Origin of the sequence: Pontibacter lucknowensis (assembly GCF_900156415.1) — a bacterium.
Lineage (GTDB): Bacteria > Bacteroidota > Bacteroidia > Cytophagales > Hymenobacteraceae > Pontibacter > Pontibacter lucknowensis.
Genome location: NZ_FTNM01000005.1, coordinates 70,507 through 84,158, shown reverse-complemented (window position 1 = coordinate 84,158; position 13,652 = coordinate 70,507). Strand labels below are relative to the sequence as shown.

Below are 13,652 nucleotides of genomic sequence, written 5' to 3'. Positions count from 1 at the left end.
TAGGCTTGCTAAATTAAGCATAAGCTATTTAATATAAAATGAATTTTAATAAGATAACCCCGGATCTGGTTGAAGCTTTCACCGCCATTGTCGGGCAGGAGCACCTTGTGCTGCCTGCTGATCAGGAGGGATTCGTACGCTATACCCACGACGAAACAGAGGATTTACGCTACCTGCCTGAAGTGGTGCTCAAACCAAAGAACGCAGAAGAAATCAGTCATATTATGCGGTTGTGCTACGACAACAGCATACCAGTGACACCCCGTGGGGCAGGTACCGGGCTAAGCGGAGGGGCGCTGGCCGTACATGGGGGCATAGTGCTGTCGATGGAGCGGCTCAATGCCATTATCCAGATAGACGAGCGCAACTTACAGGCCACGGTGGAGCCTGGCGTAATCACGCAGGTGTTTCAGGAGGCTGTGATCGCCCGCGGGCTTTTCTACCCGCCTGACCCGTCGAGCCGGGGCAGTAGCCAGCTGGGCGGTAACCTGAGCGAGTCTTCCGGTGGGCCCAGGGCAGTGAAGTATGGCGTTACCAAAGACTATGTGCTGAATGTGGAAGTTGTGTTGCCATGCGGGGAAATCACCTGGACGGGGGCCAATGTGCTCAAAAACGCCACGGGGTATAATCTGACGCAGTTGATGGTCGGGAGCGAAGGCACCCTGGGCATCATCACCAAAATTGTCTTTAAGCTTATACCTTACCCCACTCAGAACCTGGTGCTGCTGGTGCCTTTCCGGAAAGAAGAAGAGGCGGCAGCAGCTGTATCCAGCATATTTACCGCAGGTATAGTGCCCTCTGCCCTCGAATTCATGGAGCGTGAAGCCATTGAGTGGACTTGCCGTTACATGAACCTGGAAGTGCCTATGGCAGCTGATGAGCGGGCACACCTGCTCATAGAGCTCGATGGTAACGACATGGACCTGCTTTACAAGGATGCGGAGCGGGTTTATGAAGTGCTGGAAACATTTGATGTAGGGGACATACTCGTGGCCGATACTGAAAAACAGAAAGAAGACCTCTGGCGTTTACGTCGTAATGTAGGCCATGCTGTGAAGAGCAACTCCATTTACAAAGAAGAAGACACGGTGGTGCCCCGTGCCGAACTGCCCACTCTATTACGTGGTGTAAAGGAGATTGGGGCAAGGTATCACTTCAAGTCTGTGTGCTACGGCCATGCCGGTGATGGCAACCTGCATATCAATATCGTGAAGGCTGACATGTCAGACGATGACTGGAACAACAAGCTTCCTGAAGGTATAAAGGAGATTTTCAGGCTTTGTGTGTCACTGGGTGGTACCATATCTGGTGAGCATGGTATCGGTCTGGTGCAGCGTCCTTACATAGGTATAGCACTTAGTGAGGTCCAGCTCCGGCTTATGCAAGGTATAAAGCAGCTCTTTGATCCGAAGGGCATCCTGAATCCCGGGAAAATATTCTGAAAAAGAAAGCGGCAGTCATAAAATGGCTGCCGCTTTTTATTGGTAGAGAACCGGTATAAGTTCTGATTCTCGGTATATATCAGGATTTACGTTCATGGTTTGGCTTTTTGTCTTCCAGGGCCTCATCCAACTGTCGCAGGGTGTCCCATGATTGTAGCAGGTTGCGTGGTGATTCGTGCAGTTCAGGTATAGAGTTGCCTTGCGTCTCTCCCGCCTGCTGACCTGTACTCATGTTATACAGCTTGTTCTGGGCTTGGTTAGCCTTTTCTGTCGCCTGGTGACTGCGAAACAAGGCCTCTTTTAAGGTTTTATCGGGTTCCGTCATAATCGCTCGTTTTATGTTTATGAATTGTGTAATGTCTTTTCTTTCTTTTTGTCTTCCTCTTTTATAAAGTTGCTCACGTACCGGGAAACCTCATCGGCGTGCTCTTCCATCAGAAAGTGGCCGCTATCCTCAAAGTGCAGCACATAGCACTCATGGAAGAATTTTTTCCAGCGCTGTAATGCCTCAATTTTAACAAGCTTGTCACGCTCTCCCCATAAGATGAGGGTCGGAGTATCCTGAATCTTTTTGCGCTCTTTCCAAAGTTCATCATACCACTTGCTTACACCTACCAGCTCCCGGGCGCAGGCCAGTGAGCTTACGGTGTCGTCAGGGTCGCCAAGTGCGCGGGTATACTGCTCTTTAAGCTTTTCTGGCATCTTGCTCTCCTGCCCAAACAGTTCGTGTACCAGTTGGTCTGTGGTGAGGTTGAGCTTGGAATGCAAAAACTTGCCTAGCGGGCCTACCAGGTACTTACTGGCCTTTGAAAACACCTGATGATTGGACAGGGACCAGGTCCAGGTATTGAGCATAACAATATTCTGCACCTTTTCTGGATGTTTGATCGCATAGGCCAGCCCAATCGGTGCGCCAAAGTCATGTACCAGCAAGGTGATATTGTCAAGTCCCAGGTGCGCCATTAACTGCTCAAAGTTAGCGGCATGTGCCCTGGGCTTATAACTCCAGTCCTTAGGTTTGTCGGACAAGCCAAAGCCGATCAGGTCCAGAGCCACACAGCGGTATTTTTTGCTCAGGATCTTGATCAGGTTGCGGTAGGCAAAAGACCACGAGGGCGTACCATGGATCATAACGATCGGGTGGCCCTGCCCTTCATCGATATAATGCATCTTGCCCGCTTCTAATTCCAGAAATTTGGATTTAAAGGGGTATTCTTTGGTGTCCAGCCAGTCTGGTTTCATAGGTGACTCAGGGTGTGTTCTACCCTTATCTATACTTGAGACAGGAACTCAGGTTGTTGAGAAAAGTAAAAATATATCAGTTGCATCAATTTAGTGGGAGTACGGCGTTACTGGCAGATAATACTGACGTATATGAATGTATCCTAGCAACACAGGCTGTCGGATAGGAAAGAAGTAGTATTGATTTATTTTAATTTTTGAGGATATACCGTAACACTTTTGTCCTGAACAAAGTAAGACAAGTCGCCGGTTCACGGTATTTTGAAGGAAAGGCTCTGCCAGGTGATCAGATTGCCCGGTATTCCTGCGGCCAACATTAGTAGCCAAATTCAACTCCTTCTTAAAAAATGTTTAATTTTGACTTTTTAACTGTGTGGGTTTCATGGGGAACATCCCTGTGCAACTGTTTACATTTTATCAGGAGACAGGTGCTGGCTGCATAAGTTGATGCTTTCGCTCGCAAAATAAACTGCTCTGTTTAGTGAGTGGTTTATGAGAATTGGCAGCAATGGGATGCGGATAAGCTCGTTTAGATTGCATATTGATTTTTTAAAAAACTTTAAGTTTGTACTTCATTAATAATATTTACCTATGAGAATAGCTGTAGTTGGCACGGGCTATGTTGGCCTGGTGACGGGCACCTGCTTTGCCGAGGTGGGCATCGACGTGACCTGCATCGACATCGACTCCAAGAAGATAGACAACCTCAAGCAGGGCATCCTGCCCATCTACGAGCCGGGCCTCGAGGAGATGGTGACGCGCAACGCCCAGAAGGAGCGCCTCTCCTTCTCCACCAGCCTTGCCGAGAGCGTGCAGGGCTGCCAGGTGGCCTTCATCGCCGTGGGCACGCCCCCGGGCGAGGACGGCTCGGCCGACCTGAAGTACGTGCTGGCCGTGGCCCGGGAGATCGGCCGCTCGATGACCGACTACCTGGTGGTGGTGACCAAGAGCACCGTGCCGGTGGGCACGGCGGCCAAGGTGCGCCAGGCCATCGCAGAGGAGCTTGAGGCGCGCGGCGCCGACATCGCCTTCGACGTGGCCTCCAACCCCGAGTTTCTGAAGGAGGGGGCCGCCATCGACGACTTTTTGAAGCCCGACCGCATCGTGGTGGGCGTGGACTCCGACAGGGCCGAGCAGGTGATGGCCAAGCTCTACAAGCCGTTTTTGATGAACGGCCACCCCTTGATCTTCATGGACATCCCGTCCGCGGAGATGACCAAGTACGCGGCCAACGCCATGCTGGCCACCAAGATCTCGTTCATGAACGACATCGCCAACCTGTGCGAGATCATGGGCGCCGACGTGAACATGGTGCGCCGCGGCATCGGAAGCGACGTGCGCATCGGCAACAAGTTCATCTACCCGGGCATCGGCTACGGGGGATCGTGCTTCCCCAAGGACGTGAAGGCCCTGATCAAGACGGCCTCCGAGAACGGCTACTCCATGGAGGTGCTCAAGTCGGTGGAGACGGTCAACGAGCGTCAGAAGTCGGTGCTCTTCAACAAGGTGGACAACTACTTCTCAGGCGACCTGACGGGCAAGACCTTCGCCGTGTGGGGCCTCTCCTTCAAGCCCAAGACCGACGACATGCGCGAGGCGCCCTCGCTGGTCATCATCGAGAAGCTGCTCGAGCGCGGTGCCAGGGTGAAGGCCTATGACCCGGTGGCCATGAAGGAGGCAAAGCACTCTTTGGGTGACCGCATCGAGTACGGCAAGGACGAGTACGAGACGCTCATCGACGCAGACGCCCTGCTGCTGGTGACCGAGTGGCCCGAGTTCCGCTCCCCCAACTTCGCCGTTGTCAGCAAGCTGATGAAGGAGAAGGTGGTCTTCGACGGAAGAAACATCTACGACTGCAAGGAGATGGAGGAGAAGGGCTTCACCTACTTCGGCATTGGCGTCAAGCAGGCCAAGGTGGCCCAGGAAACTAAAGCAACTGTATAAGTATGGCCAGAAAAAGAGTATTGGTAACGGGGGGAGCCGGCTTTCTCGGCTCCCACCTGTGCGACAGATTCATAGCCGAGGGTTACCACGTGATCGCGATGGACAACCTGATCACGGGCAACCTGGAGAACATTGAGCACCTTTTCAAGCTGGAGCAGTTTGAGTTCTACCACCATGACGTGTCCAAGTTTGTGCACGTGCCGGGAGAGCTGGACTACATCCTGCACTTCGCCTCGCCGGCCAGCCCGATCGACTACCTCAAAATTCCGATCCAGACGCTGAAAGTAGGCTCGCTGGGTACGCACAACCTGCTGGGCCTGGCCAAGGCCAAGGGCGCGCGCATGCTCATCGCCTCCACGTCGGAGGTATACGGCGACCCGCTCGTGCACCCGCAGAACGAAGACTACTGGGGCAATGTGAACCCGGTGGGACCTCGCGGTTGCTATGACGAGGCCAAGCGCTTCCAGGAGGCCATGACCATGGCTTACCACATGCACCACGGGCTGGAGACGCGTATTGTGCGTATTTTCAACACCTACGGTCCGCGCATGCGACTGGACGACGGCCGCGTACTGCCTGCCTTCCTGAGCCAGGCCCTGCGCGGCGAGCCGCTGAGCATTTTCGGCGACGGCAGCCAGACGCGCTCCTTCTGCTACGTGGACGACCTGGTGGAGGGCATCTACCGCCTGCTGCTGAGCGACTACCCGTACCCGGTGAACGTGGGCAACCCGTCCGAGATCACCATCAGGCAGTTTGCCGAGGAAATCTGCCGGCTGACCGGCGCGGAGCTCAACATCGAGTACCAGCCCCTGCCGACCGACGACCCGCAGAAGCGCCAGCCGGACATCTCGAAAGCCAAAGAGGTGCTAGGTTGGGAGCCGAAGGTGGACCGTGCTGAAGGTCTGCAGAGAACACTCGAGTACTTTAAGGAGAAAGTGAAACTGCCTGTTGAACGTGTAGTAGATTAGGCGCTTTGCAAATAAACACAGAAGGGCCCTGACACTTGGCGATGTCAGGGCCCTTCTGTGTTTACATCCTTTGGTGAGGTTAGATCTTTTTGTGCGCCTTCATAAAGTCCTTCGCTTCCTTATTAGCCGCATGCTTTTTGTCGGTTGTTTCCAGTACAATCCCGTAATAATGCTTCGCTGTTTTTAGTTCGCGCTCCTGTTTGGCAATACGGGCAAGGTTCAAGTATGAATTGACGAAGTAACCGGAATCACGCTCATTGCTCATTTCAGCGTAAGTGATTGAGTTCTGGTAGTAAGCCTTTGCCTTTTGGAAATCACGATACTTATTCTGGTTGATATAAGCCAGAATATAAGAGGCGTAACGTCCACTCACAGCTTCGTAGCCTGGCATACGCCGGTCGAGCTTACTTAGAATGTCAAGACACACCCGCTCTGCCATGGTAAAGTGGCCCTGCACGAAAAGAGCACGTGCATAGAAGCGCTGGAAGTAGGCATTGTTCGGGTATTTTTCAACCAGCCCTTTTACCAGATCCAATGCGGCCTCCATGTTCCCTTCCTCATTGGCATATATCTTCATTAGAAAGAATTTAGCCTCCGTGCCGGTATAGAAACCGTTATTTGCTACATAACGCAACTGTTTTATACCTAGTCGCTTGTCGCCACTCGGGAAAAAAGCCAGCACAGGACGCAGCATCTTGTAGTTTTCGTGAATCCAGATGGAGTAGTAGTTGAAGAGCGCTTCCCCAAACAAAAACTCAGGGCTCAGGCCGTTGCCAGCCTTGGCTTTCTCTAAATATTCCAGTGATCGTTTGCTGGCAATGGTGGCTTTGCGCCAGTTGCTGCGCTCTGAGTGCAGGCGACCGGCAAATCCGTTGGCAGCCGATAGGAAAAAGGCTGCTTCATAGTCTTTGTTGTTCTGATCATAAAGTGTCTCAGCTTTTTGGATGGTTGAATCCATATAGGCAAAGAACAGATCGTCGTATTGCGTAGTCTGTATATTGGTAGGTACGATCTTCCACCATTGGCTGAGGCCCATCAGGAAGTAAGGAAGGGGGTGATTCGGATAACGGCGGCGCAAAGATTTGAATTGCTTCTCGGCCAATTCGTACTTAAAGTTGTACATGTTGTCCACGGCGCCCTCCAGTTCATACTGGATGTCTTTATCCATGAGCAGCATGCCTTTGATGTTCCCAGCCGCAGGTATAACCTCTACCGATTGTATTGTGACTTCTCGTATAGCTGTATCAGACTGCGCCTTAGAGCCCTGGCCCAAAGCAAAGTGTGACAGGGTGATACCGAGAAATGCAAGTACAATCTTCTTCATAAGTAAAAAGGAAAATCCGGCGTATCGTGTTTGTAGCCTCCTTATCTGGTAAACAGGTAATAAAAGTACAACAATTATATTAATTTTGAATTGATACAAAAGAAATATTGCATGAAACTTCTGAAACAACTCTGCAGCATACACGCACCGTCCGGCAACGAGAAAAAACTAACCGATTTTCTGCTTAACTACATTGAAGAACATAAAGTTCAGTGGAAACAGCAACCTATTATACTTTATGGGGAGGGCTTTCAGGATTGTATTTTGTTAATATTTGGGAAGCCCCGAACTGCCATTTTTGCCCATATAGACTCCATTGGCTTTACAGTGCGCTACGGAAAGCAGCTCGTAAAAATCGGAGGGCCTGACCTGGAAACCGGCTATACGCTGGTGGGTGAGGACTCACAGGGTAAAATTGAGTGTACGCTGGAGTTTGACGAGGAAGAGCACGAGATTAGTTACAGCTATGAACGTGAGATAGAACGTGGAACAGAGCTTGTGTTTAAGTGCGATTTCCGGGAAACGGATGAAACAGTGCAATCCTGCTATCTTGATAACAGACTTGGTGTGTGGAGCGCTTTAAAAGTTGCTGAGACATTGGAGAATGGCATCATTGCGTTCAGTAGTTGGGAGGAGCACGGTGGCGGTTCAGTGGCATACCTGGCCAAGTATATTGCTGAGCGCTACGGTGTGCATCAGGCGCTAATCTCGGATATTACCTGGGTAACGGAGGGAGTGAAGGCAGGTGAGGGCGTGGTGATCTCTATGCGCGACAGTCTTATACCGCGTCGGTCATATGTCGAGAAGATCATAGGTATAGCCAAAGCCTCCGGTATACCTTATCAACTGGAAGTAGAAGGCTCGGGCGGCAGTGATGCTAAAGAATTACAACACGGGCCTTATCCATGGGATTGGTGTTTTGTAGGAGCGCCGGAAGATAATGTGCATACCCCAAATGAGATCGTCAACAATAAAGACATCGAGAGTATGGTAGCTTTGTACCGGGAGTTGATGGAGAAGCTCTAGGTACTTGAGATTAGGATTTAGACAAGGGCTGCTAGGCATAAGCAGCCCTTTTTTATGTCTTTTAGGGTAGTTGAGGCGGTTGAGGTTAGGTTGAAGCCCTTTGGTACAGGATAAGCAGCGCAATAGCTTCAGGTTTAGAAATATAGCCTATATCTGCTAAATGCAGCTTTGCAGCCAATTATTTGGAAAAGTCAAACGAATAGCCTTTCTTTAATAGCTCTATATAGCAATTTCAGAATCTCAACCCTTATTAACAAAACTAACTCTTATTGAATGGAAACTATTCTCTACGCAATTCCTGGATTTGGTCTGGCGGCCCTCCTGTATACCTTTATCAGGTCGGCTTGGGTAACGAAGCAAGCAGCAGGTAACGAACGCATGACGGAGATTGCCCGTCACATTGCCGATGGTGCCATGGCCTTTTTGAAAGCGGAGTACAAAGTGCTCTTCTACTTTGTGGTCATCGCCAGTATATTTCTTTTTTATCTGGGCTATACCGGTGAAAACTCCCACTGGACAATTGTCATAGCCTTTATCATTGGTGCTCTCTTTTCGGCCATCGCCGGTTTCATTGGTATGCGCATTGCCACCAAGGCCAATGTGCGTACAGCAGAAGCAGCCCGTACAAGCCTTTCGCGTGCACTGAACGTGTCATTTGCAGGTGGCTCCGTAATGGGTATGGGTGTGGCAGGTCTGGCGGTACTGGGCCTTGGCTCACTTTTCATCGTGCTTTACTACTTCTTTGTATACAGCGTGAACGGTAATGTGAACGGCCACGAGATGGAAGTGGCGCTGGAAGTACTCACCGGCTTCTCACTGGGTGCTGAAAGTATTGCCCTCTTTGCCCGTGTCGGTGGTGGTATCTATACCAAAGCAGCCGACGTAGGTGCTGACCTGGTAGGTAAAGTAGAAGCAGGTATACCGGAGGATGACCCGCGTAACCCAGCTACTATTGCCGACAACGTGGGCGATAACGTGGGTGACGTAGCAGGTATGGGGGCCGACCTTTTCGGTTCGTACGTGGCTACTATCCTGGCAACCATGGTGTTAGGCCGCGAAGTGGTTTCGCAGGACAATTTCGGCGGCATGGCCCCGATCATTCTTCCGATGTTCATTGCTGGTCTGGGTATTGTCTTCTCCCTGATCGGTATGCTCTTTATTCGTGTAAAGGAAGGTGGCAATGTGCAGGCGGCTCTCAACCTGGGCAACTGGATCTCGGTAGCGCTGACGGCAGTGGGTGCTTATTTCGCTATTCACTGGCTGCTGCCTGAGAACATGAACCTGCGTAACTTCGAGTTTACTTCAAACGGTGTATTTATCGCTGTGATTGTGGGTCTTGTAGTAGGTACGCTTATGAGTATCATTACAGAGTACTACACGGCAATGGGCAAAAAGCCTGTTAATTCTATCGTACAGCAGTCTTCTACCGGGCACGCTACCAACATCATTGCTGGTTTGGCAGTAGGCATGCATTCGACTGTATTGCCTATCATTGTGCTGGCCGCGGGTATCGTACTGTCTTACGCCTCGGCTGGTCTTTATGGCGTAGCTATTGCGGCGGCGGGTATGATGGCGACAACAGCCATGCAGCTGGCCATCGACGCTTTCGGTCCTATTGCCGACAACGCAGGTGGTATAGCCGAGATGAGCGAACTGCCAAAAGAAGTGCGCGGTCGTACCGATATCTTGGACGCCGTAGGCAACACAACTGCTGCGACCGGTAAAGGCTTCGCGATCGCTTCGGCTGCTCTCACCTCACTTGCGCTGTTTGCTGCGTTTGTAGGGATAGCGGGCATCTCGAGCATCGACCTTTACAAAGCCCCTGTGCTGGCGGGTCTCTTCATTGGTGCCATGATTCCGTTTATCTTCTCGGCATTGGCAATCGCGGCCGTAGGTCGTGCGGCTATGGCCATGGTGCATGAAGTGCGCCGTCAGTTCCGCGAGATCCCAGGCATCATGGAAGGTACAGGCCAGCCGGAATATGAGAAATGCGTGGCTATCTCTACTAAAGCCGCTATTCGTGAAATGATGTTACCGGGTGCTATTGCCCTGATTGTGCCGGTTGTAGTGGGCTTTGGTTTCAGAGGTGTTTTTGATGAAACGCCTTCAGCTGAAATTCTAGGTGGCCTGCTGGCTGGTGTAACCGTATCAGGGGTACTGATGGCGATGTTCCAGTCTAACGCCGGTGGCGCCTGGGACAATGCCAAGAAGTCGTTTGAGAAAGGCGTGGAAATCAATGGCAAGATGGAGTACAAAGGCTCTGACGCCCACAAAGCGTCTGTAACGGGCGACACGGTAGGTGATCCGTTCAAGGATACATCAGGCCCGTCTATGAACATCCTCATCAAGCTGATGTCGATCGTGTCATTAGTAATTGCGCCTCACATTGCCACAGAGCGTACCCCAGCTATACCTGAGGAACCAAACCTGAACATGCAGCTAGAGCAGGAGGCACCATCTACAGTGCAGCATATCAATCCTGAGAATACAGTTATTGTTGCCGGTCTGACGGCTAGGTAACCAACACAAGTATGCGAAGTATAAATAAGCCCAACTATTCGGTTGGGCTTATTTTTTATTATCCTTACCTTTGTTTACCAACAAGACCGATACGCTATATGGATCCCCGTACAATCACGATTCACGATTGTGACTTCAGTACCTACATGTACGAAGAAGAAATCATTGCACGCATAGTGATGCTGGCAGAGCAAATTGAGCAGGACTATGCTGGTAAAAACCCACTTTTTCTGGCAGTACTGAACGGGTCGTTCATGTTTACAGCCGATCTGATGAAGCGCATCAACATACCTTGCGAAATATCTTTCATCCGCATGTCGTCCTACCAGGATATGCAAAGCACCGGCCATGTGAAGGAAGTACTGGGTCTGACTGAAAACATTGAAGGGCGTGACGTGCTGATCATCGAAGACATCGTGGACACAGGACACACCGTAAATGCGCTGCTGCACCAACTTCAAGAGAAGAATCCTTCCTCGCTCGAGATCGTAACGCTGCTGATGAAGCCTGAATGCCTGCAGCACCAGCTGGATGTGAAGTACGTGGCCAAGTCTATCCCGAATGACTTTGTAGTTGGCTATGGACTCGACTATAATGGATTGGGCCGCAACCTGCGCGATATTTACAAAATCGTATCTTAAGGAGTCTGGCGTGCCTGAAGCAGAAAGGGCCGACTCAGATTAGGCGCAACTCAAAAATTATTGAACAATACACCGATTTTATACTTAAATTTGTTTTTTATCATAAATCAAAGATATGCTCAACATCGTTTTGTTTGGCCCTCCTGGTGCTGGTAAAGGTACGCAAAGCCAAAAGCTGATAGATAAATATAACCTGATCCACCTTTCTACTGGTGATTTGCTCCGTTCTGAAATTGCCGCTGGCACCGAGCTGGGTATGAAGGCCAAGTCGTTGATGGACAACGGTATACTGGTTCCAGACGAAGTGGTGATCGGCATGATCGAGAACAAAGTGAAGGAGCATAGCCACGCAGGTGGTTTTATCTTTGATGGCTTCCCTCGTACTGTGCCTCAGGCGCAGGGACTGGATAAACTTTTGATGGACCATGGCACCGAAATTTCGTGCATGATCGCGCTGAAAGTAGACGATGAAGAGCTGACCAAGCGACTGTTGCTGCGCGGTGAGACTTCTGGCCGTCCGGACGACCAGAACGAAGAGCTGATCCGCAAGCGCATACAGGAGTATAACACCAAAACTACGCCAGTGGCTGATTACTATGCAGGTCAGGACAAGTACTGCGCAGTAGATGGAATTGGCGAGATCGAGGAAATCTTTGCTGAACTTTGCAAGCAGGTTGACTCCTTGAAAGAGAAGCAGCAGAAGTAATCTTCTTCAAAGCTTTATTTAGAAAGAACATAGAAGGTATAAGCAGGCCGGAACTTTGATGCTCCGGACTTGCTTATACCTTATAATTTATACCTATTAGCATTACCTACATTGGCCCAATCCAACTTTATTGATTACGTAAAAATCTGTTCCCGCTCTGGTCGCGGTGGCGCTGGATCTGCGCACCTGCACCGCGACAAACGCACTGCCATGGGTGGTCCTGACGGCGGCGATGGGGGCAGAGGAGGCCATATCATCCTGCGTGGCAATGCCCAGCTGTGGACTTTGCTGCACCTGCAGTACCGTAAACACGTGATCGCCGAAAACGGCCATAACGGAGGCCCAAGCCACTCTACTGGAGCACAGGGCAAAGACGATGTACTGGAGGTTCCACTTGGAACAATCGCCCGCAATGCCGAGACCGGCGAGTTCATGTGCGAGATCACCGAGGACGGACAGGAGATCATCCTGACACCGGGTGGCCGTGGAGGACTAGGCAACGCCCACTTTAAATCACCTACTAACCAGACGCCGCGCTATGCACAGCCAGGCGAGCCAGGTATAGAGGAGTGGGTGATCCTGGAACTGAAACTTCTGGCAGATGTCGGGCTGGTAGGTTTCCCGAATGCCGGCAAGTCTACTTTGCTTTCAGTAGTATCAGCGGCAAAACCAAAGATCGCCAACTATGCCTTTACCACGCTGGAGCCTAACCTGGGGGTAGTGGCCTACCGCGATTACAGGTCCTTTGTAATGGCCGATATACCTGGTATTATCGAGGGAGCTTCGGAAGGCAAAGGTCTTGGTCTGCGTTTTCTGCGTCACATCGAGCGTAACTCTATGCTGCTGTTCATGATATCCTGCGACAGCCCGGATATAGCTGAGGAGTACAAGGTGTTGGTAAACGAACTGCAGACCTACAATCCGGAGCTACTCGACAAGAAGCGCATTCTAGCCATCACAAAGACGGATATGATTGACGACGAACTGGAAGCTGAAATGCGCGAAACCTTACCGAAAGATATTCCAACGGTGTTTATTTCGAGCATGACCCAGAAGAATATCACGCAGCTAAAAGACATGATCTGGTCGGCGCTCAACTCATAGTTGCTGCAGCCAGTTTGAGAATACACATCGGTAGAGGCTGCAAGGCTTGCTACCGATTTTTTTTGAGATGCACCAACCAAATAAATGTCAATCTGACACAAAAACAGAATTGGCAAGACAATTGAAAAGACAAAATAGACCTATCAACCTATAATTCTTAAGGCATTATGTCAGAGAAAGATATCAAGAAAGAGCAGGAAAACACAGAACTAGAGGATAACACTGCCAATACAGAAGAAAACAACGGACAGGAGCAGGCTGAGGAGACAGTAGAAGAAACTGGCTCTGAAACCAAAGCAGAAGCCGAATTGGCAGAAATGAAAGACAAATACATCCGTTTGATGGCAGAGTTTGAGAACTTCAGACGCAGAACTGCCAAGGAGCGCATGGACTTGCTCAAAACAGCCAACGAAGACCTGATGAGCGAACTGTTGCCTGTACTGGATGATATGGAGCGTGCCCGCCAATCAATGGAGGCAACTAAAGATGTGGATGCGATGTTGCAGGGCCTGGAGCTGGTGTTCCACAAGCTGAAGCACGTGACGCAGCTCAAAGGTTTGAAGCCAATCGTGATCAACGCTGGCGATGATTTCGACAGCGATCTGCACGAGGCGGTAACGCAAATTCCGGCGCCATCAGAGGAACTGAAAGGCAAAATAGTAGACGTAATCGAGAAGGGCTATACCTTGAATGAAAAGGTGATCCGCTTCGCGAAAGTTATCATAGGAGCTTAAG

Annotated in this window: 12 protein-coding genes; 9 read left to right on the top strand and 3 right to left on the bottom strand. The window is 50.6% G+C overall.

What is annotated here, in order from left to right:
* Window positions 1-38: 38 nt before the first annotated feature.
* A complete protein-coding gene (locus tag BW972_RS15345) occupies window positions 39-1,442 on the top strand; it encodes an FAD-binding oxidoreductase (RefSeq protein WP_076422769.1) in 1,404 nt (467 codons plus the stop codon).
* Window positions 1,443-1,521: 79 nt separating this feature from the next.
* Here BW972_RS15345 and BW972_RS15340 read toward each other — a convergent pair whose 3' ends face one another.
* Window positions 1,522-1,767, bottom strand: a complete 246-nt coding sequence (locus BW972_RS15340; RefSeq protein WP_007652037.1) for a hypothetical protein — start codon at window positions 1,765-1,767, stop codon at window positions 1,522-1,524.
* Window positions 1,768-1,784: 17 nt separating this feature from the next.
* Window positions 1,785-2,684: an alpha/beta fold hydrolase gene (locus BW972_RS15335; RefSeq protein WP_007652036.1), complete on the bottom strand. Its 900-nt coding sequence runs from the start codon at window positions 2,682-2,684 to the stop codon at window positions 1,785-1,787.
* Between the two features lie 591 nt (window positions 2,685-3,275).
* Here BW972_RS15335 and BW972_RS15330 point away from each other — a divergent pair.
* Both BW972_RS15330 and BW972_RS15325 read left to right on the top strand, forming a co-directional pair.
* Window positions 3,276-4,628 (top strand): UDP-glucose dehydrogenase family protein, encoded by a 1,353-nt coding sequence (locus BW972_RS15330; RefSeq protein WP_076422768.1) that lies wholly within the window; start codon window positions 3,276-3,278, stop codon window positions 4,626-4,628.
* Between the two features lie 2 nt (window positions 4,629-4,630).
* Window positions 4,631-5,596 carry a UDP-glucuronic acid decarboxylase family protein gene (locus BW972_RS15325; RefSeq protein WP_007653163.1) on the top strand — a complete coding sequence of 322 codons (966 nt, stop codon included), beginning with the start codon at window positions 4,631-4,633 and terminating at the stop codon, window positions 5,594-5,596.
* A 79-nt stretch (window positions 5,597-5,675) separates the two neighbouring features.
* Here BW972_RS15325 and BW972_RS15320 read toward each other — a convergent pair whose 3' ends face one another.
* Window positions 5,676-6,920, bottom strand: a complete 1,245-nt coding sequence (locus BW972_RS15320; protein ID WP_076422767.1) for a tetratricopeptide repeat protein — start codon at window positions 6,918-6,920, stop codon at window positions 5,676-5,678.
* 111 nt (window positions 6,921-7,031) lie between these two features.
* Between BW972_RS15320 and BW972_RS15315 the strand changes: the two genes are divergently transcribed.
* The 6 genes from BW972_RS15315 to BW972_RS15290 all read left to right on the top strand — a co-directional run bounded on the left by BW972_RS15315 (window position 7,032) and on the right by BW972_RS15290 (window position 13,651).
* A complete protein-coding gene (locus BW972_RS15315) occupies window positions 7,032-7,946 on the top strand; it encodes a M20/M25/M40 family metallo-hydrolase (protein ID WP_076422766.1) in 915 nt (304 codons plus the stop codon).
* A gap of 273 nt (window positions 7,947-8,219) precedes the next feature.
* Complete coding sequence (locus BW972_RS15310; RefSeq protein WP_076422765.1) at window positions 8,220-10,466, top strand: sodium-translocating pyrophosphatase; 2,247 nt, start codon at window positions 8,220-8,222, stop codon at window positions 10,464-10,466.
* A 98-nt stretch (window positions 10,467-10,564) separates the two neighbouring features.
* Window positions 10,565-11,107: a hypoxanthine phosphoribosyltransferase gene (gene hpt / locus BW972_RS15305; RefSeq protein WP_040573523.1), complete on the top strand. Its 543-nt coding sequence runs from the start codon at window positions 10,565-10,567 to the stop codon at window positions 11,105-11,107.
* Between the two features lie 115 nt (window positions 11,108-11,222).
* Window positions 11,223-11,813 carry an adenylate kinase gene (locus BW972_RS15300; RefSeq protein ID WP_076422764.1) on the top strand — a complete coding sequence of 197 codons (591 nt, stop codon included), beginning with the start codon at window positions 11,223-11,225 and terminating at the stop codon, window positions 11,811-11,813.
* Between the two features lie 111 nt (window positions 11,814-11,924).
* Window positions 11,925-12,917 carry a GTPase ObgE gene (gene obgE, locus BW972_RS15295; protein ID WP_076422763.1) on the top strand — a complete coding sequence of 331 codons (993 nt, stop codon included), beginning with the start codon at window positions 11,925-11,927 and terminating at the stop codon, window positions 12,915-12,917.
* Between the two features lie 167 nt (window positions 12,918-13,084).
* Window positions 13,085-13,651: a nucleotide exchange factor GrpE gene (locus BW972_RS15290; RefSeq protein WP_007653169.1), complete on the top strand. Its 567-nt coding sequence runs from the start codon at window positions 13,085-13,087 to the stop codon at window positions 13,649-13,651.
* The last annotated feature ends 1 nt before the right edge of the window (window position 13,652 follow it).

Coding starts and splice junctions, on each gene's coding strand:
- BW972_RS15325 (WP_007653163.1), top strand. CDS start 4,631: ATGGCCAGAAAAAGAGTATTGGTAACGGGGGGAGCCGGCTTTCTCGGC.
- BW972_RS15340 (WP_007652037.1), bottom strand. CDS start 1,767: ATGACGGAACCCGATAAAACCTTAAAAGAGGCCTTGTTTCGCAGTCAC.
- BW972_RS15310 (WP_076422765.1), top strand. CDS start 8,220: ATGGAAACTATTCTCTACGCAATTCCTGGATTTGGTCTGGCGGCCCTC.
- BW972_RS15300 (WP_076422764.1), top strand. CDS start 11,223: ATGCTCAACATCGTTTTGTTTGGCCCTCCTGGTGCTGGTAAAGGTACG.
- BW972_RS15345 (WP_076422769.1), top strand. CDS start 39: ATGAATTTTAATAAGATAACCCCGGATCTGGTTGAAGCTTTCACCGCC.
- BW972_RS15335 (WP_007652036.1), bottom strand. CDS start 2,684: ATGAAACCAGACTGGCTGGACACCAAAGAATACCCCTTTAAATCCAAA.
- BW972_RS15315 (WP_076422766.1), top strand. CDS start 7,032: ATGAAACTTCTGAAACAACTCTGCAGCATACACGCACCGTCCGGCAAC.
- hpt (WP_040573523.1), top strand. CDS start 10,565: ATGGATCCCCGTACAATCACGATTCACGATTGTGACTTCAGTACCTAC.
- BW972_RS15320 (WP_076422767.1), bottom strand. CDS start 6,920: ATGAAGAAGATTGTACTTGCATTTCTCGGTATCACCCTGTCACACTTT.
- BW972_RS15290 (WP_007653169.1), top strand. CDS start 13,085: ATGTCAGAGAAAGATATCAAGAAAGAGCAGGAAAACACAGAACTAGAG.
- BW972_RS15330 (WP_076422768.1), top strand. CDS start 3,276: ATGAGAATAGCTGTAGTTGGCACGGGCTATGTTGGCCTGGTGACGGGC.